Origin of the sequence: Pedobacter segetis, from assembly GCF_016623585.1 — a bacterium.
In the GTDB taxonomy this organism is placed as follows: Bacteria; Bacteroidota; Bacteroidia; order Sphingobacteriales; family Sphingobacteriaceae; genus Pseudopedobacter; species Pseudopedobacter segetis.
On record NZ_JAEHFY010000001.1, the window covers coordinates 101,720 to 120,327 of the forward strand.

Consider the following 18,608-nt stretch of genomic DNA (forward strand, 5'->3'; position numbering starts at 1 on the left):
AAACAACATGAAAAATAACATCAAACAAAAACTACTCGTTTTATTATTCATCTGCATCAGCTCTTCTGCTTTTGCACAATGGGGGCAAGGCACTTATTGGTCTTTAGATGGCAACAATATCATGGAGGTAGAGAATGGCGAAATAGTTTCTAAAAACGCCTCTGACAACTCCAAATCAACCATTATTATATCCAAAGAAATGCTTACCCCTAAAGGAGAGAAGGCTTTAGATGTAGTAAGGTTTGCTTTCGCCGATGGAAACCAGAAAGTTTTGATCAATACCAACACCAAAAAAGTTTGGCGTTATGATACCCGTGGCGATTCTTGGGTTTATGATTTGCAAAACAAAACGTTAAAGCAGATAGGAAAAGACAAGCCCGCTTCCTCTTTAATGTTCGCAAAATTTTCTCCCGATGCAAAAAAAGTGGCTTATGTAAGCGAGCATAATATTTATGTAGAGGATTTAGAAACGGGCGAAACAAAGGCTTTAACCAACGACGGTACTTTGCGTTTGATCAACGGCACTTTTGATTGGGTTTATGAAGAAGAGTTTGATTGCAGAGATGGCTTTAGGTGGTCTCCAGACAGTAAATCTATTGCATATTGGCAAATTGATGCCCGAAAAATCAAAAATTATTTAATGTTGAACACTACGGATTCTCTTTATCCTTTTACCGTTCCGGTAGAGTATCCGGTGGTTGGCCAAGATCCAAGTTCTTGCAAAATTGGGGTTGTTGATGTTGCTACGGCACAAACAAAATGGATGAACGTTCCGGGCGATGCCGTACAACATTATATCCCAAGAATGGAATGGGCCAATAATTCTAAACAATTGATCTTGCAACAATTAAACAGAAGACAAAACGAGAGTAAAATTATATTGGTTAACGTTGTGCCAAATACAAGCAGAACCGTTTACAGCGAAACGGATAAAGCATGGGTTGATGCAAAAGCCGATGCCACCGGTTGGACATGGATCGATGGAGGAAAGAAATTTATTTGGATGAGCGAAAAAGACGGCTGGAGACATATTTATGCCATCGGTTTAGATGGTAAAGAAACCCTGTTAACGCCGGGAAATTATGACGCTATTGAATTGAGTTTGGTAGATGAAAAAGCGGGCAATGTTTATTTTATGGCTTCGCCGAGCAACGCGACCCAAAAGTATTTGTATTGGGTGCCACTTAAAGGGGGGAAGGCAATCCGTTTAACCCCGGCTAACGAAAGCGGAACCCACAGTTATGATATTTCTCCAAACGGAAAGTTGGCTTTCCACAATTATTCAAGCGCAACAACCTTCCCGGTTTCTGATGTTGTGTCTTTACCCGCACATAAAAGATTAAGCGGAGGAGAAGAAAACCCGATGGCCAAAAACTATCCCATTCCAAAAGTAGAGTTTTTTAAGGTTACCACTTCTGAAGGCACACAAATGGATGGTTGGATGATAAAACCAACCAACTTTGATTCTACAAAGAAATATCCGGTGGTTTTTTATGTATATGGCGAGCCGGCATCACAAACCGTTGTAGATCGCTTTGGAGCAGGTTTTAACAGGTTATATGATGGCAACATGGCTGATGACGGCTATATCTACATATCTGTTGAAGGGCGTGGTGCGCCTGCGCCAAAGGGCAGGGAATGGCGTAAATCTATTTACCATAGAATTGGGGACATCAACATCAAAGACCAAGCGTTGGCGGCAAAAGAAATTTTAAAATGGAGCTATGTAGATAAAAGCAGGATTGCCGTTTGGGGCTGGAGCGGCGGCGGTTCTTCTACTTTAAATTTATTGATGCAATATCCCGATGTTTACCAAACAGGTATTTCTATTGCCGCTGTTGATAATCAATTAAATTACGATAACATTTATCAAGAACGCTATATGGGTTTGTTGCCAGAAGACAAACATTATTTTGTAGATAACTCGCCCTTGGCTCATGCTAAATATTTGCAGGGAAATTTATTGTTGGTGCATGGTACCGGAGACGATAATGTGCATTATAACAATGCAGAACAAATGATTAATCAATTGATAAAATACAATAAAACTTTCCAGATGATGAGTTACCCAAACAGGACACACTCTATTTCTGAGGGAGCCGGTACAAGCAGGCATTTAGCCTCTACCTATACCAAATTTTTGAAAGAGAACTGCCCGCCGGGAGGGAGGTAGTTCTTGGCTATCGAACTAAGTTTGTTTAAACATATAATAAGCTTAGTTCGATAATCAAAAGTTTCTTATATTGATTAAATGTGATTTTTTGAGTTTTGTGGAAAGTTTAACGATTGTTGTGATGAGATACTTTTGGTACAAAGCGGCATCCCGTATTTTGTCCTGTCAGTTCGGGTTTTTTTCATACTGCCCTTTATCGGTCTGTTGTCGGTCTGAGCGAAGTAGAAGAGGGGGTGGAAGGATAAGACAAAAAATATAGTGGAAAGGGTGTCAAAACGCCAGAAAATAAAGATTTATGAGCTATATATATTTTCCAAATGTTTCTTTCGTCTTGTTGAAAATTTTGCCTAGACAATTTTGGTAAATTTACAATTAAGTTGGGTTACTTGGTGTCAATTAGCAAAAAACTAATCGGTTTACTTTTGTTCGGCTTGTATTTTATGCTGGGGTATAACAATAAAAATTTGAATCTTTTATAAAAGTTCTAAGACTTTGGGTTTTGCTTTTTAGGCGGCTTTGTGCTTAAGGTGTTTACTTTTTATCTGCAACAACAACCCTTATGCCGGCATCGCTAACCGCTTTTAAAGGGTTATCTCTCATGTTTTGTTCTACAATAATGGTATATTTTCCGTTGGTAGGGAATTTATAGTTTTCTTTATAGATCAATTGATAGCTATACAAATTTCCTGAGCCGTTTCCCAACCATTCGCCATCTGGCAGGGCCAATTGAAATTCTTGGCGGAGGGGTTCGTCTTTTAGTTGCGGCCCTATTAAATGGAACCTTAACCAAATATTAGAATATTTATAATCTGCCGTGTGCCTAAAGTTTACGTAAATATTATATTTTTTTTTGCTATCTGTAATGTTAACCGTTGCTTTAATCGGTTTTATATAGGTCCAATTTTCATTCGGAATATGATCAAAAGTATCTATTAATGCTTTATCGTTACAAGCTTGTAAACCTATAATTATCAAAAAAGAAATAAAGAAATAGTTTTTGGCTTTCATTAATCTTGACTAGGCTTTTGATTGTTGTTGTTCCTTCGTTTCTTGTTCCTGTTTTTATTGTCCTTTTGGTTCGGATTATTCGGTTTTGCCTGTGCCACCCCACCCGCTTTCACCGATTGGTTAGGTGTTTTATCCGTTTTGTTTCTGGCTTTGTTTTTATTGTTGTTTTTGCTTTTTCTAGCCCTTTCATCTAAACGGGTTAAACTATCTTGCCCAACAACGTTTTCATAATCAAACGCCTTTTCTGTTGCTTTTAGCTCTTCCATTACCAATGCGAGATTACGCAAATCATCGGGTTTTTCCCCTCTTTTGTTCATCTCTTGGATTTCCTTTACCCTGTTTACATCCAAAGGGATCCAGGTATTATCTTCTCCAAAATATGTAAACCACATGATTTGTTTAAATATATCGGTTTTTTGGAGTCTTGCTTCGCCTTTTTCTGTTTTTAATCTATCGGCATTGTTGGGGATGGTTTTTAACGCATCCATATAAGTGTCTAGCTCGTAATTTAAACAGCATTTTAATTTACCGCACTGCCCCGCTAGTTTTAAGGTATTTAAAGAAAGGTTTTGGTACCTGGCGGCAGAGGTAGAAACGGTTTTAAAATCTGTTAACCAAGTGCTGCAACACAATTCGCGTCCACAAGAACCTATTCCGCCTAACCTGCTTGCTTCTTGGCGCATCCCTATTTGGCGCATCTCTATCCTTACCCTAAAAGCTTCTGCTAGTTTTTTGATGAGTTCCCTAAAATCTACCCTTCCTTCTGCGGTATAATAAAATGTTGCTTTCGAACGATCGCCCTGGTATTCTACATCGCTCAGTTTCATTGCCAAGCCTAGCTCTAAAGCAATCGTCCTGGCTTTGTGCATGGTTTCAGACTCCCGTTCTTTGGCGTTTTTCCATTTATCCACATCTTGTGGGGTTGCTTTTCTATAAATTTTTAAGGGGGCTTTTTCTTCGGTAACTTTTTTACGGTTCATTTGCATACGCACCAACTCGCCCGTAAGGGTAACATGCCCAATATCATAACCGCCAGTAGTTGTTTCTACCGCAACTAGCTCGCCTGCTTCTAGGTAAATATTTTCTTCGTTTCTGTAAAAATCTTTTCTCGCTCCTTTAAACCGTATCTCTACATAAGGAAAGGGTTTATAGTTTATCGGCAGGTCCATATCGGCCAACCAATCATAAACATCCAATTTGCTACAGCCCCCATCGGTTAAACAAGAACCGTTACTTTTACACCCCGCAGGCGCACATCCGCCTGATGAACAACTTCCACATCCCATAATCTATAATAATATGCTTGAGTCCGCTTTGTGGCGGAACGTACTAAACTTTAAAATTTTAACTAACATCAAAGATACATCTAAAAATAATATTTTAGGGTTTGCATTTCTTTCTATATGATAAATGGCTTTTTCCAATTCGTTTGATATGGCCTCGGATTTTTCTAAATCCAAAACTGCAGAAAATTTGCTGATAAAATCTAGCTCTCTTTCTGGCAAATGGATAAGGCCGGGGGTTTCTGCAATAAACAGCATACATTCCCTCATTAAACTAATGCCGTAGCGCAAAAAATTCTTTTGGTTTTCCCTGCCCATTTTCGCCAAATCGCCCTCGGTATATTCTACAATTTTTAACCCGTTATTTTGCCAACAGGCCCTTAGCCAAAGTAAGAAAACCTCATGGTAATCATTATCTTGTGTTGTTAAAAGCTGCAATGCCGTTTGTAGATTTCCGTTGCTTAAATATGCCAATTGCTTTGCTTGATCTAAGCTTATGTTTTTTTGTGCGGATAAATAATTTGCTATTTCTTCGTTTTTTAGTTTGGGGATTTTTACCAACTGTGTACGAGAAATAATAGTATTTAAAATTTGATCTTGGTTTTGGGCAACCAATAAAAACAATGTTTTTTGGGAAGGCTCTTCAATTACCTTCAATAAAGCGTTTCCTTCTTTTTCTAGATATTCTGGTAGCCACAAAATCAGCACCTTATATTCAGACTCGAAAGGTTTTAAACTTAATTTTGAAATAATGTTGTGCGCCTCGGCAATATTGATATTTGCTTGTTTGTTTTCTGCATTGAGCTGGTTTCTCCATTCGTCCAAACCTAAATAAGAGTTGTTCAAAAATGCTTTTCGCCATTCTTCTATAAATGTTAATGCGGTATCTTCTTTATGCTTTGCAAAAAACGGATAAGAAAAGTGCAAATCTGGATGAACCAATTTATTGTATTTTCTACAAGAAGCGCATTCGCCACAAGAATCGTCTTCGGTTTTATTTTCACAGCAAATATATTGGGCATAAGCCACGGCCAAGGCTAAACTTCCGCTTCCTTCTGGCCCTAAAAACAATTGGGCATGGCTTATCCTTTCATCTTTAACGGTTTGTAAAAGATGTTTTTTAACCCCTGTTTGCCCTACTGTATCTTTAAATTGCATCTTAATTGTATTATCCCGGCAGCTTTTGTTGGCATAATCTATAAATGTCGCAAGTGTTTCTGCCTAAACCCTTATAGTCCATCCCAAAGCCAACTACAAAATCATTAGCGATTTCAAAACCTATAAATTCCATTTCTTCAATTTGGTGTTCTAGTGCATCTGGCTTTAGCAGTAATGTTGCTACTTTAATAGATGCGGGTTCTTTTTCTTTTAGTTTATCGATAAGGAATTTTAACGTTTTTCCGGTATCTACAATGTCTTCTACAATAATAACGTCCCTTCCTTTTATATCAATGGCCAAAGCCAATTCTTCGGTTAATATACCAGAGCTTCTTGTGCCTCCATGATAAGAAGCAATCTTTACAAATGAGGTTTCGCAGCTTATTTTAACTTCTTTAAGCAGATCTGCCATAAACATTAATGCGCCATTAAGTACTCCCACAAAAATCGGAACTTTGTTTTCATATTCTAGGTTCAATTGTATCCCGATCAAACGAATCCTTTTCTCTATCATATTATATTCTATAAAAGGTTCAAAGGTTTTATCGTCTATGGTCATTTTATTGTGCATCCTTTTCAATTTTCTGGTTCAAAAACCAATGTACTTAATTTATCCGTACTAAAAATATCGTTAGCGATATTGATCAAATCATCTTTAGAAACATTGTTTATTTTTCTGAAAACTTCGGTTAAAGAATCTATCTTATCATAATCTAACAAGCTTTTGGCCATAGAAATTAAAACGCCCATTCTGTTTTCTTCGCCCAAGGCAATTTGCCCAATAAACCTTTGTTTTGCTTGTGCCAATTGGATAACGCCTAGTTTGTTTTCCCTTAATTTTCTTAATTCTTTGTGTACCAGTTTTGTGGCTTTGGCTACTTTTTCAGTATCTGTCCCAAAATAAATAGAAAATATTCCGGTATCGCTTAGGGGAGAATAATTAGATTCTATGGTGTAAGCGATGCCGTGTTTCTCCCTAACCTCTAGGTTTAACCTTGAACTCATTCCCGTACCGCCCAAAAGATTGTTTAATAATAATAGCCCTGTTTTGTTTTGATGATGAAAACCGTAAGCTTTGGTTCCGATCATACAGTGGCTTTGGTTAATAGGCCTCTTTTGAATTATATTTATTGGCTTAATTTCTTGGGGTGGGTTTCTCTGTTTTATTTGGGTGTTTTCTGGGATTATCCCAAAATATTTTTCTGCTAATCGGGCGACCTTAGTTAAAGTGTATGAGCCAGAAACAGCAAAGATCATTTGGTGGGTATTGTAGTTTTGGGCTATAAAATCTGTTACATCTTTTCTAGCAAACGCTTTTACCGTTTCTGGGGTGCCCAAAATGTTTTCTCCCAAAGTATGGCCTGCAAAAATTAGGGATTCAAAATCATCATTTATAGCTTCCTCTGGTTGGTCTTCATAACTGGCGATCTCGTCTAAAATCACGTCTTTTTCTTTACCCATTTCTTCTGATGGAAAAGTGGAAAAAAAGGCAATGTCTTGCAGCAAATCAATTGCTCTTTCTAAGTGAGGCTCTAAAAACGAGGCTTGCAAACAGGTGTATTCTTTTGTTGTATAGGCGTTTAAATCTCCACCAACAATTTCTAACCTATTTAAAATCTGGTTGGTGTTTCTTTTTTTGGTCTGTTTAAAAAAAAGGTGTTCTATAAAATGCGCCAAACCCGGCCTTCCTGCTTCCTCGTCTCTTGATCCTGCGTTTATAATTAAACAACAATGTGAAACCGCAGATTTAACAGGGTTTAATATAATTCTAATACCGTTTTTTAGGCTATAAAGTTGGTGGTCCATGTTCAATATTTTCAAATATAGAAATTTTAAACGCTGGGTTTTCTGCTCATGCCTGTTTTAACAAAAAAAGGACTAAAACAAGTTTAGCCCTTTATGTGGTTTCGGTAAAACCCCGGTTGCAAAAAAATTATCTTTATCCCATTGGCACTTCTATCAATAAAACTTTCGTATCTGCTTTGGCCAAGATATTTAATTTGTCAATTTCATAAATCCCCACTGCGTCCCTGTCCTTCAAGTTTTTATCGGCCACTTCTATTTCTCCCTCTAAAACAAAAACATATACGCCATGCGCTTTATCTCTCAAATCATAAATTATTTCTTTCCCTTTGTCTAAATTAGCCATAGAAAAATAAGCGTCTTGGTTAATCCAAATGCTTTTTCCGTTTTTTTCTGGCGATACAACCGTTAAAAATTTGTTCTTTTTATCTTCTTCAGAAAAAGTTTTTTGCTCATACCTAGGTTCTATATTTTGTTCTTTGGGGATAATCCAGATTTGCAAGAACTTCACAGGATCTGTTTTAGAGTTGTTTATTTCAGAATGCTGTATTCCGCTGCCGGCAGACATAATTTGTACATCTCCCTGATTAATGATTTTCTCTCTTCCGGTACTATCGTTGTGTTTTAAGGCTCCAGAAAGCGGAATGCTCACAATTTCCATATTATCATGCCCGTGGGTTCCAAAACCCATACCCTTTTCCACAAAATCATCATTTAAAACCCTTAGCAAGCCAAAGTTCATTTTATTCTCATCGTAATACTGACTAAAACTAAATGAATGATAGCTTTTTAACCAACCCCTGCTAGCAAATCCTCGCTCACTCGCAGGATGAAATATTGTTTTCATAATTTCTTTATTTTAAAAATAATACGTGTTTAAACACACAAATTTTATTCCAATAATTTTATGTGTATTTTTGCCGTTTATACCATCTATTTATGGCAATGAGGGCAATAGTTTTAGGAGCGAGCGGACTTATTGGCAGCAATTTGCTGTCAGGTTTGTTAATCAGTGATTGTTTTAATGAAGTAACCGTTTTTGTAAGGACTGCGCTTAACCAAAAGCATCCAAAGTTAAAACAGGTTATAACAGATTTTAAAAACTTAAAAGAGTTAACGGGTAGCATAAATGCTGATATTGTTTTTTGCTGTTTAGGCTCAACAAAAAAGAAAACCCCTGATTTAGAAAAATATAAATATGTAGATCACGATATTCCATTATTTTTTGCAAATGAGGCGTTAGCCAACGGAGCTAAAGAATATCACTTGGTATCGGCCTTAGGGGCTAATCCAAATTCTTCTAATTTTTACGCTAAATTAAAGGGTAATATAGAAAAAGACCTGAAGTCTTTAAACTTCCCTTCATTATATATTTATCAACCTTCATTTTTAGAGGGCGAAAGGGATGAAAACCGACCTTTGGAAAAAATGATGACGCCAATAATGAAGGCACTAAACATTATTTTGATTGGGCCGTTAAAAAAATACCAGAGCATAGCAGCAAGGGATGTAGCTAAAGCGATGGTAAACAATGCAATTAAAAATAAAAGAGGCATCTTTGTAATCGAATCTGATAAAATTAAAGAATTAGCGTGAGTATTGTATCGGCAGAACAATTAGGTCATAATTTTAACGATTATTGGCTTTTTAAAAATTTAACCTTTGGAATTCAGCAAGGACAAAGGGTGGCTTTGGTGGGTATTAACGGAGCGGGGAAATCTACTCTTTTAAAGTTATTGGCAGAAAAAATCAAGCCCTCAGAGGGAAAAGTTGTAAAAGCTAAGGACATCCGTTTTGGATATTTAGAGCAAGACCCCCAATTTGAGAGTGGGCAGCGCATCAATGATTTTGTTTTTAGCTTGGACAACCGTCAGCAACAGATTATTAGAGAGTATGAAGAGTTGCTAGAAAACGAAAACCCAGATGTGGATGAAATTAGCAGGCTAACAGAAGAGCTTAGTAATTTAGAGGCCTGGGAGTATGAGCATAAAATCAAAACTATTTTAGGCCGTTTAGATATTCATCATTTAGACCAAAAAATAGATACTCTTTCTGGAGGGCAGAAAAAGCGATTAAGCTTAGCGAAGCTTTTGATTGATGAGCCTGATGTTTATGTGATTGATGAACCAACCAACCATTTAGACATAGACACCATAGAATGGCTCGAAAGCTTTTTAACAACTGGCGGTAAAACTATTTTAATGGTTACCCACGATCGGTATTTTTTAGACAATGTTTGTAATGAAATTATTGAACTAGAAAACGGCCAAGTATTTACCTACAAAGGCAAATATGCTTATTATCTAGAAAAAAAAGCAGAACAAGATGCTATAAACGCCACGGTTTTAAGCAAGAATAAAAACTTATTGAAGAAGGAGCTAGAATGGATGCGGAGGATGCCACAGGCAAGGGGCACAAAATCTAAAGCCAGAATAGATGCCTTTTACGATTTAGAAAAAAAGACGCAAGGCCAATTTAACAAAGAGTCCGTTAAATTGGATGTTAAGGTTAGCCGACAAGGAAATCAGATTTTAGAAATTGAGGAAATTTCTAAAACCTTTCAAGATAAAAAGATAATCGATGCCTTTTCTTACACTTTTAAAAAAGGAGATAAGATTGGGTTAACGGGGAAAAATGGTTCGGGGAAATCTACTTTTTTAAATATCATTACACAGGGCTTAGAGCCTGATAGCGGAACCATAAAGGTTGGAGAAACTACTGTTTATGGCTATTACCATCAATCGGGTTTAAGTTTTGATGGCGGAGAAAAAGTGATAGATGTAGTAAAAAACATTGCCGAATTTATTACCATGTCTGATGGTAAAACCATTTCAGCATCTCAACTATTAACACATTTTTTATTCCCCCCAAAAAAGCAACATGGCTTTGTAAGTTTATTGAGCGGTGGGGAGAAAAAGCGTCTCCATTTGATGAAGGTTTTGATAAAAAACCCAAATTTTTTGATTTTAGATGAGCCAACCAATGATTTGGATATAGATACTTTAAATGTTTTAGAAGAATTTTTAGAAAATTATCCCGGGGTATTAATATTGGTTTCTCACGATAGGTATTTGGTTGATAAACTAACCGAACAATTATTTGTTTTGGAAGGTAACGGCAATATTAGAATATACAACGGTAATTATTCTTCTTACAGATATGAACAAGAGTTGTTGAAATCACAAACAAAAGAAGAAAAAACGTTAGTTATTAAAGAACCAATAAAAGCTTCTTCTATAAAGAAGCTGACTTATAAAGAAAAATTAGAGATTGAGGATTTAGAAAAAGATATTTCTATTCTTGAAAATAAGATTAAAGATTTAGAAGAGAAGCTAAACAAATCCGGGTATTCAGCAGAAGAACTGATGGAAACGGCTTCTTTAATTGAAACAACAAACAAGCATTTAGAGGAAAAGAGTTTAAGATGGATGAGTTTAAGCGAATAGGATGAGTTTGCAAAACTGGATTGCTTCTTTTGGGGTTGGGGTATTATTAATAGGTTTTTTTATGAATGTTTTTGGTTATTTAGATAGCAAAAGTAAAACATATTCTATTTTGAATGCTATTGGAGGCTTAATAAGTTGTTATGCCTCTTGGATGGCTGATTTTTATCCCTTTGTTGTTTTAAATATTATTTGGTCGGCAACCGCCATAATATCTTTGATAAAAAAAGGTGTTCCACGTGAAACACCTTAGTGTTATTAATGATATGTAGTAAAGTTTAAATGTTTCACGTGAAACAAAATTCATATGTTTTATAAGTACGATGTAATTGTTGTTGGGGGCGGGCATGCAGGTTGTGAGGCCGCTGCTGCAGCCGCAAACCTTGGCTCCTCTGTTTTGTTAATCACCATGAATATGGGCGTTATTGCCCAGATGAGCTGCAACCCGGCAATGGGTGGAGTAGCCAAAGGGCAAATTGTAAGAGAAATTGACGCGATGGGCGGATATTCTGGGATTATTGCGGACAAAACAACTATCCAGTTTAGGATGCTAAATCGTTCAAAAGGACCCGCAATGTGGTCGCCAAGGACACAAAATGACAGAATGCGTTTTGCCGAGGAATGGCGTTTAGCTTTAGAGCAAACCCCCAACGTTGATTTTTGGCAAGACATGGTTTCTTCCTTATTAGTAAAAGAAGGTAAAGTTTGTGGTGTTAAAACCTCTTTAGGTGTAGAAATAGAATCTAACGCTGTTGTATTAACAAACGGTACTTTTTTAAACGGGGTTATCCATATAGGGGAGAAAAAAATGGGTGGTGGCAGAACCGCAGAGAAAGCAGCCACAGGTATCACAGAACAATTGGTGGGATTAGGTTTTGAATCTGGTAGGATGAAAACAGGAACCCCGCCAAGGGTAGATGGCCGTTCTTTAGATTATTCTAAAATGGAAGAGCAGTGGGGAGATGATGATGGAGGAAAATTCTCTTATACAGATACGATGATTCCGACAGAAAAAAGATGTTGTTGGATAACCTACACAAACCCAGAAGTTCATGAGGTTTTGAAAGAAGGTTTTGAAAAATCGCCCATGTTTACCGGCAGAATTAAAGGTTTAGGCCCAAGGTATTGTCCATCTATTGAAGATAAAATCAATCGTTTTGCAGAAAGAGAAAGACATCAGATTTTTGTAGAGCCAGAAGGTTTTAATACCGTTGAAATTTATGTAAACGGCTTTTCTACTTCTTTGCCAGAAGACATACAGTTAAAGGCATTAAGATTGATTCCCGGTTTTGAAAAAGTGAAAATGTTTAGGCCCGGTTATGCCATTGAATATGATTACTTCCCACCTACCCAATTAAATTTAAGCTTAGAAACAAAATTGATCAATAATTTGTTTTTCGCTGGCCAAATAAACGGAACTACAGGATACGAGGAAGCGGCGGCACAAGGGTTTATAGCAGGGGTAAATGCACATCAAAAAATAAACAACAAGGCTGCTTTGATATTAAAAAGAAGCGAATCATATATTGGGGTGCTGATTGATGATTTGGTTACCAAAGGAACCGAAGAGCCTTATAGAATGTTTACCTCAAGAGCAGAACATAGATTGCTTTTAAGACAAGATAATGCCGACGAGAGATTATCTCCGATTGCTTTTGAGCTAGGATTGATTAATCAAGAGCGTATCGATAAAGTAAAAATTAAAGTAGAGAATTCGCTTAACATCGTAAAATATACAAAAGAGCATTCTGCAAATAAAGAAATTGCAAACCCTATTTTAGAAGAACTGGGAACTTCTACATTAAACCAAAACGTTAAACTGTTTGCATTATTAGGTAGGCCGCAGATTACGATGTCTAATCTAAGAAGAATAAATTCAGACTTTGATACTTTTCTAAAACAATTTGATAGAGAAACCATTGAGCAGGCAGAAATTAAGATAAAGTATGATAGTTACTTTGAAAAAGAACTAGAAATAGTTGCCAAGATGAAAAAGATGGAAGACAAAGAAATTTATGCAGAATTTAACTATCACCAACTAAATTCTTTATCAAAAGAAGCAAGGGAAAAACTGATGAAAATAAAACCAAGAACTTTGGGACAAGCTTCTCGCATTTCTGGCGTTACACCATCAGATATATCTGTTTTAATGGTTCATATCTCAAAATAAAGTTAAATATTTGATAATCAGAAAATTATAAAAATTGATTATAAGCGATTATTTCTAATCTTTAACCATAATCTTCATAAAAAAAGAAAAATTGATTAAATCCCTTAAAAAACGCCTTAATTTAGATTTAGTAAAAAACGCCTTTTTACTGATTGCTCTTTTTACAGTTTTATTTTATACCGGCTGTGCGAGTTTGCAAACACCAGACGGTGGCCCAAGAGATACTATTCCTCCAAAAGTTATCGAAGAAATGCCGAAAAATCTCTCCAGAAATTTTAAAGGGAAAAAAATAGATATCACATTCGATGAATATTTTAAACTTTCTAACGAATACCAAGAGATAACCATATCGCCAGAAACCGGCATTGCGCCAACCTTCAAAGTAAAAAAGAAAACTTTAGAAATCGATTTTAAAGATTCGTTAGAAAACAACACCACCTATTCTATACACTTTGGAAAAGCCATTCAAGATGTAAACGAGTCTAATATATTGAAAAATTTTAGCTTCGTTTTTGCTACAGGCCCTAAATTAGATTCTCTACAAATTTCTGGCAAAGTAATAAGTTCACAAGATAATCAGCCAGTTTTGGACGCTACTGTTTTTTTGTTCCCTTTAAAAAAGGATAGTTTATTTGGTAAAAAAAAGCCTTCAATTTATACCAGTACAGATAGTTCTGGAAATTTCTCGTTAAAAAACCTAAGAGAAGATACCTATCGCATTTATGCTTTGAAAGAAACCGGTGCAGATAGAATATATAACTCCCCTAACGAAGACATTGCTTTTCTCAAAGATTCTATTTTTTTAAATAAAGATACTTCTAATATCTCTTTAAAGCTATTTAAACAAGTTGCAGAAAATTTTAGGATTTTAGATAGGAGGATCGAAAAAGATGGTAAAATAAACCTTTATTTTAATAAGCCACTAGAAAAACCCTCAATAACATTTATAGATGCCCCTACAATCAAAAACCCTATCATAGATTTTTCTTCTAAAGGAGATACGGTACATCTATGGTTAAGGGATTACAGTTTTGACTCTCTAAAGGTTGCAATTAACAATTACGATAAGGTATTGGATACAGTAACTTTGAGGCGTTCTTTAAAAGATACATACAACAGAACTATATTATTCAATAATAATTTATCCGGTGGTAAAATTGTACCTGGTAAGCCTTTAACTTTAACGTTCAATTTACCTATATCATCTATAAACGCCTCAAAAGTGGTTTTAACCGAAGATTCTATCTCTAAAAGTGGTTTTACAATTAAAAAATTGCTCCCTTCGGAGTTAAAATACCAAATTGATTTCCCGTGGAAAACTAAAAAACGATATACATTAAGCTTTAATGAAGGTGCTATCGAAGATATTTATGGAACTAAAAATAAAGATTTAAAACTAGATTTTGAGTTAGACGAAATAGAAAATTATGGAAATCTTAGCCTGAACCTTATTAAGGAAGACAGTCTTAAAAACTATATAGTTCAGTTGCTAGTAGGTAAAGAAAATAATATCTATAAAGAATTTGTTATCACTAAAAATGCCACCGTTAACATAAATAATATTCCTACAAATACCTATAAAGTACGTGTAATTGAAGATGCCAACAATAATGGAAAATTTGATTCTGGAAACGTACGCTTAAAGATACAACCAGAAAAAGTTTGGTTTTGGGACAAAACTATTGTTACAAGGGCAAATTGGGATAGGGAAGAAAAAATTGCTATACCGAAAGATTTTAAAGATTAGACAATTCGTTAAGTATAGCAGCGGTAACTTTTTTGCACTATTCAATTATGCAAGTAGCAAAAAAGATTTATCCAACTGTTGGTGGACCTTTAAAACAGCCAATATTTCTCATTTAAACCACCCTGCATACATCACATAATTATGAGGCAACTTCTTCAACATTTCTCGCTGCTCATCAGAAATGGGCTTAATTTTTTTGGCAGGAATACCAGCGTACAAATAACCAGACTCACAAACAGTTTTCTCTAAAACAATGGCTCCTGCCGCTATAATACAAAATTCTTCTACCACGGCGTTATCCATAACAATAGCGCCCATACCAACTAAAACATTATTTTTTAAGGTGCAGCCGTGTACCAAAGCATTATGCCCAATTGATACATAACTCCCGATAGTTGTAGCAGCTTTTAAATAAGTAGCATGAATTACAGTTCCGTCTTGAATATTGGTATAATCTCCAATAGTAATGCTATTGACATCACCACGTATAACCGTGTTAAACCACACAGAACAGTTTTTTCCAATACTTACATCACCAACAATGGTACAATTTTCGGCAATAAAACAATCTGTTCCCCATTGCGGATTTTTATCTTTTACTGATAATATTAATGGCATATTACAAAATGGTATCGTGTAATTTTTCTGAATGTTTTGGATAATCTGTGGTGTAATGCAATCCCCTACTTTCTTTACGTTCTTTAGCAGATTTTATAACAATATAAGCCACTTGGATCAAGTTACGCAACTCGCAAAGCTTAACTGAAAGCTTAGTTTTCTTATAAAAATCTTCTGTTTCTTCATAAAGCAATCCTAATCTTCTCATTGCTCTTTCTAACCTAAAATCAGAACGAACGATCCCTACATAATCGCTCATCATCTTCTGCATTTCACGAACATTATGTGTAACCAAAATATCCTCGTTAGAAAGTTGGGTGTCTTTATCGTTCCAATCTGGTATCCCTTCTGGTATATTAAATTCTGTCAATCTATCTTTTGAATGCAGATAAATTCTATGCGCAAAAACTAATGCTTCTAATAAAGAATTGGATGCCAGTCTATTAGCTCCATGTAAACCTGTAGAAGTAACCTCGCCGCAGGCATATAAACCTTTAAGCGATGATTGTCCGTTTTTATCAACCATCACGCCGCCACACATATAATGGCAGGCTGGTGTAACCGGAATCATATCTTTTGTCATGTCTAAACCAATGGATAAACATTTAGCATAGATGTTTGGGAAATGTTCTAAAATATCAGACTTTTTACGATGACGGATATCCAGATAAACAAAATCTTCTCCAGACTTTTTCATCTCATTATCAATTGCCCTTGCAACAATATCCCTGGGTGCTAAAGAACCACGCTCATCATAATCATACATAAATTCAACACCATCTTTACGTTTTAAAACCCCTCCATAACCCCTAACGGCTTCAGAAATTAAAAATGAAGGATACTCGCCAGGATTGTATAAAGCAGTTGGGTGGAACTGTATAAATTCCATATTCCTTATTTTGGACTTAGCCCTATAAGCCATTGCTATACCGTCTCCTGTTGCAATTGTTGGATTGGTAGTAGAACTGTAAATATGACCAGCACCACCGGCAGCTAAAATGGTAACCTTTGATAAAAATTTTTCGATAACTCCTGTTTTTGTATCTAAAGCATACGCTCCGTAGCATTTAATATCATCACTATGCCTGTTTACAAATTCTCCTAAATGGTGTTGGGTAATTAGATCTACTACAAAATAATGCGTTAAAATTTCTATGTTGGGGTTTTCATGTATCTCTTGTAACAACGCCCTTTCAATTTCAAAACCCGTAATATCTTTATAGTGCAAAACACGATGCTCTGAATGCCCGCCTTCTTTGGCAAGATCATAAACACCACCTTTAGTTTTATCAAAGTTGGTACCGTAAGCTATAATTTCTTTTATCCTATCTGGCCCTTCCTTAACAACAATTTCTACAACTTTTTCATCGCACAAACCATCACCGGCTATCAAAGTATCTTCAATGTGCTTTTCAAAAGAATCTTCTTTCTTATCCACAACCACAGCCACACCGCCTTGTGCATATTTGGTGTTAGATTCATCTTCGTTAGATTTTGTAACTATCAGAACCTTACCATGTTTAGCAGCTTTTAAAGCGAAACTTAAACCTGCAATTCCTGATCCTATTACCAAGAAATCAACATTTTTCATAAATTTTATTATATTAAAATAGCTTATTACATAGGGTGTTTATAACCCAATAAAACTGTTAGTTTTAATGTCTGTAATTTATTAAAAGTTTTGCTTTATGTTAATAACCCTTATAAATTAATAAAACGAATAATAATATTGGTTGTTTTTACCACATAAAAATTAGATTAACTAACTTTTATAATTTTATAAGCATTAACAGTATAAAAAAATAAAATATTTTTTGCTTTTTAAAAGTCTGTTGTAAATCAGGCAGATAATATAAAGTTAATGTTAACAAGTTGTTAATTCTATTTTAATAATAAACGTTCCAAAAAAAAACATCAAAACTTATACACCAAATTAACACGCTAATAAATAATAATATATTTTATATAATATAAATTGTTTGTTATTAGAAAAGTGGAAAAGCTTAAATTTGAATTTCTACATTTGAATAATAAATAACATGAACGTAGCAGAAGAAATAAATATAAAAGGCTTTGTTGATGAATACATCGACCCGGCTTTAGATCTATTTGCAGAAATAGATAAATTAAAGAAAGAAAAAAATGCGGTTATCTTGGCACATTATTATCAAGAGTCTGATATACAAGATATTGCAGATTATATTGGCGATAGTTTAGGGCTTTCGCAAGAGGCTGCAAAAACAGATGCAAGTATGATAGTTTTTGCAGGAGTTCATTTTATGGCAGAAACCGCTAAGATTCTATCACCAAACAAAAAGGTTTTATTACCAGATAGCAAAGCAGGTTGTTCTCTGTCTGATAGCTGTCCGCCTCATTTATTTAAAAAATTTAAGGAAAAATACCCAGATCATTTGGTAATTACTTATGTAAACTGTACTGCCGAATTAAAGGCAATGAGTGATATAGTTTGTACTTCTAGCAATGCCGTACAAATTGTAAATAGCTTACCAAAAGATCAAAAGATAATTTTTGGTCCCGATAAAAATTTGGGTGCCTATGTGATAAAAAAAACAGGGCGAGATATGGTTTTATGGAATGGTGCCTGTATGGTGCATGAAATTTTTGCCCGTGAAAAAATTACTAAACTTAAGCAACGCCATCCCGAAGCTAAATTTATTGCACACCCAGAGTGCGAGGAAGTGGTTTTAGAAATGGCAGATTATATTGGATCTACCACCGGACTTTTAAATTATACCATAAACAATCCTGCTACAGCTTTTATAGTAGCAACCGAGTCTGGCATTATCCATCAAATGGAAAAATCTAGCCCGGATAAAAGTTTTATACCTGCGCCACCAAATAATGCTTGCGCCTGTAATGATTGCCCACATATGAAACGTAATACCTTAGAAAAGTTGTACTTATGTTTAAAAAACGAATTACCGGAAGTAGATGTTCCACGTGAAATTATAAATAAGGCTAGAAAGCCCATAGAAAGAATGTTGCAGATTTCTGCAGAATTAGGTCTGTAATATTTGAGCGTTCGGGCGGGCTATACGTTACAATCTTTTTGTGAAAAATAAAAGCCAGCCCGACTACTCTACTGGCGAGTATTTTTACCGCTACCCCTAACTATAAAATACATCATGTAGATGAAAAGAGAAACTGCCCGATTGAACAGGTGGGCATCATATAAATAGGTTAT

15 protein-coding genes are annotated in these 18,608 nt (G+C 35.5%); 7 read left to right on the forward strand and 8 right to left on the reverse strand.

What is annotated here, in order from left to right; translation table 11 throughout:
* The first annotated feature begins 7 nt into the window (after nucleotides 1–7).
* Nucleotides 8–2,173, forward strand: a complete 2,166-nt coding sequence (locus tag I5M32_RS00465) for a S9 family peptidase (RefSeq protein ID WP_200583779.1) — start codon at nucleotides 8–10, stop codon at nucleotides 2,171–2,173.
* A 531-nt stretch (nucleotides 2,174–2,704) separates the two neighbouring features.
* Here the strand turns inward: I5M32_RS00465 and I5M32_RS00470 are convergent.
* The 6 genes from I5M32_RS00470 to I5M32_RS00495 form a co-directional block, all read right to left on the reverse strand.
* Complete coding sequence (locus I5M32_RS00470; protein ID WP_200583781.1) at nucleotides 2,705–3,181, reverse strand: gliding motility lipoprotein GldH; 477 nt, start codon at nucleotides 3,179–3,181, stop codon at nucleotides 2,705–2,707.
* Nucleotides 3,181–4,467: a PSP1 domain-containing protein gene (locus tag I5M32_RS00475; protein ID WP_200583784.1), complete on the reverse strand. Its 1,287-nt coding sequence runs from the start codon at nucleotides 4,465–4,467 to the stop codon at nucleotides 3,181–3,183. The genes I5M32_RS00470 and I5M32_RS00475 overlap by 1 nt, the downstream gene beginning before the upstream one ends.
* Nucleotides 4,468–4,470: 3 nt before the next feature.
* Nucleotides 4,471–5,622, reverse strand: coding sequence for a DNA polymerase III subunit (locus tag I5M32_RS00480; RefSeq protein ID WP_200583787.1), 1,152 nt, complete (start codon nucleotides 5,620–5,622; stop codon nucleotides 4,471–4,473).
* Between the two features lie 10 nt (nucleotides 5,623–5,632).
* Nucleotides 5,633–6,193, reverse strand: coding sequence for a hypoxanthine phosphoribosyltransferase (gene hpt / locus I5M32_RS00485; protein ID WP_200583790.1), 561 nt, complete (start codon nucleotides 6,191–6,193; stop codon nucleotides 5,633–5,635).
* Nucleotides 6,194–6,198: 5 nt separating this feature from the next.
* Nucleotides 6,199–7,428, reverse strand: a complete 1,230-nt coding sequence (locus I5M32_RS00490; protein WP_200583793.1) for a M16 family metallopeptidase — start codon at nucleotides 7,426–7,428, stop codon at nucleotides 6,199–6,201.
* A 133-nt stretch (nucleotides 7,429–7,561) separates the two neighbouring features.
* Nucleotides 7,562–8,272 carry a pirin family protein gene (locus I5M32_RS00495; RefSeq protein ID WP_200583796.1) on the reverse strand — a complete coding sequence of 237 codons (711 nt, stop codon included), beginning with the start codon at nucleotides 8,270–8,272 and terminating at the stop codon, nucleotides 7,562–7,564.
* 98 nt (nucleotides 8,273–8,370) lie between these two features.
* Between I5M32_RS00495 and I5M32_RS00500 the strand changes: the two genes are divergently transcribed.
* From I5M32_RS00500 to I5M32_RS00520, 5 genes are all read left to right on the forward strand, one after another.
* On the forward strand, nucleotides 8,371–9,021 hold the full coding sequence (locus I5M32_RS00500) for an NAD(P)H-binding protein (RefSeq protein WP_234461816.1): 651 nt from the start codon (nucleotides 8,371–8,373) through the stop codon (nucleotides 9,019–9,021).
* On the forward strand, nucleotides 9,018–10,871 hold the full coding sequence (locus I5M32_RS00505) for an ABC-F family ATP-binding cassette domain-containing protein (RefSeq protein WP_200583802.1): 1,854 nt from the start codon (nucleotides 9,018–9,020) through the stop codon (nucleotides 10,869–10,871). The genes I5M32_RS00500 and I5M32_RS00505 overlap by 4 nt, the downstream gene beginning before the upstream one ends.
* A gap of 1 nt (nucleotide 10,872) precedes the next feature.
* Nucleotides 10,873–11,121 carry a CBU_0592 family membrane protein gene (locus I5M32_RS00510; protein WP_200583805.1) on the forward strand — a complete coding sequence of 83 codons (249 nt, stop codon included), beginning with the start codon at nucleotides 10,873–10,875 and terminating at the stop codon, nucleotides 11,119–11,121.
* A gap of 54 nt (nucleotides 11,122–11,175) precedes the next feature.
* Entirely contained in the window at nucleotides 11,176–13,038 is a 1,863-nt protein-coding gene (gene mnmG, locus I5M32_RS00515; protein ID WP_200583808.1) for a tRNA uridine-5-carboxymethylaminomethyl(34) synthesis enzyme MnmG, read from the forward strand.
* Between the two features lie 91 nt (nucleotides 13,039–13,129).
* Entirely contained in the window at nucleotides 13,130–14,785 is a 1,656-nt protein-coding gene (locus tag I5M32_RS00520; RefSeq protein ID WP_234461817.1) for an Ig-like domain-containing protein, read from the forward strand.
* Nucleotides 14,786–14,893: 108 nt separating this feature from the next.
* On the opposite strand, the gene I5M32_RS00525 is transcribed toward I5M32_RS00520, so the two are convergent.
* Together I5M32_RS00525 and nadB are read right to left on the reverse strand one after the other, a co-directional pair.
* The gene (locus I5M32_RS00525) at nucleotides 14,894–15,403 is read right to left on the reverse strand and encodes a gamma carbonic anhydrase family protein (RefSeq protein WP_200583811.1); all 510 of its coding nucleotides are present in this window, start codon (nucleotides 15,401–15,403) and stop codon (nucleotides 14,894–14,896) included.
* A gap of 1 nt (nucleotide 15,404) precedes the next feature.
* The gene (gene nadB / locus I5M32_RS00530; RefSeq protein WP_200583813.1) at nucleotides 15,405–16,994 is read right to left on the reverse strand and encodes an L-aspartate oxidase; all 1,590 of its coding nucleotides are present in this window, start codon (nucleotides 16,992–16,994) and stop codon (nucleotides 15,405–15,407) included.
* 448 nt (nucleotides 16,995–17,442) lie between these two features.
* Between nadB and nadA the strand changes: the two genes are divergently transcribed.
* On the forward strand, nucleotides 17,443–18,435 hold the full coding sequence (gene nadA, locus I5M32_RS00535; protein WP_200583815.1) for a quinolinate synthase NadA: 993 nt from the start codon (nucleotides 17,443–17,445) through the stop codon (nucleotides 18,433–18,435).
* The last annotated feature ends 173 nt before the right edge of the window (nucleotides 18,436–18,608 follow it).

Excerpts from the sequence above, each read along its gene's own strand:
- I5M32_RS00465 (WP_200583779.1), top strand. The coding sequence starts at position 8 with ATGAAAAATAACATCAAACAAAAACTACTCGTTTTATTATTCATCTGC.
- I5M32_RS00470 (WP_200583781.1), bottom strand. The coding sequence starts at position 3,181 with ATGAAAGCCAAAAACTATTTCTTTATTTCTTTTTTGATAATTATAGGT.
- I5M32_RS00475 (WP_200583784.1), bottom strand. The coding sequence starts at position 4,467 with ATGGGATGTGGAAGTTGTTCATCAGGCGGATGTGCGCCTGCGGGGTGT.
- I5M32_RS00480 (WP_200583787.1), bottom strand. The coding sequence starts at position 5,622 with ATGCAATTTAAAGATACAGTAGGGCAAACAGGGGTTAAAAAACATCTT.
- hpt (WP_200583790.1), bottom strand. The coding sequence starts at position 6,193 with ATGCACAATAAAATGACCATAGACGATAAAACCTTTGAACCTTTTATA.
- I5M32_RS00490 (WP_200583793.1), bottom strand. The coding sequence starts at position 7,428 with ATGGACCACCAACTTTATAGCCTAAAAAACGGTATTAGAATTATATTA.
- I5M32_RS00495 (WP_200583796.1), bottom strand. The coding sequence starts at position 8,272 with ATGAAAACAATATTTCATCCTGCGAGTGAGCGAGGATTTGCTAGCAGG.
- I5M32_RS00500 (WP_234461816.1), top strand. The coding sequence starts at position 8,371 with ATGAGGGCAATAGTTTTAGGAGCGAGCGGACTTATTGGCAGCAATTTG.
- I5M32_RS00510 (WP_200583805.1), top strand. The coding sequence starts at position 10,873 with ATGAGTTTGCAAAACTGGATTGCTTCTTTTGGGGTTGGGGTATTATTA.
- mnmG (WP_200583808.1), top strand. The coding sequence starts at position 11,176 with ATGTTTTATAAGTACGATGTAATTGTTGTTGGGGGCGGGCATGCAGGT.
- I5M32_RS00525 (WP_200583811.1), bottom strand. The coding sequence starts at position 15,403 with ATGCCATTAATATTATCAGTAAAAGATAAAAATCCGCAATGGGGAACA.
- nadB (WP_200583813.1), bottom strand. The coding sequence starts at position 16,994 with ATGAAAAATGTTGATTTCTTGGTAATAGGATCAGGAATTGCAGGTTTA.
- nadA (WP_200583815.1), top strand. The coding sequence starts at position 17,443 with ATGAACGTAGCAGAAGAAATAAATATAAAAGGCTTTGTTGATGAATAC.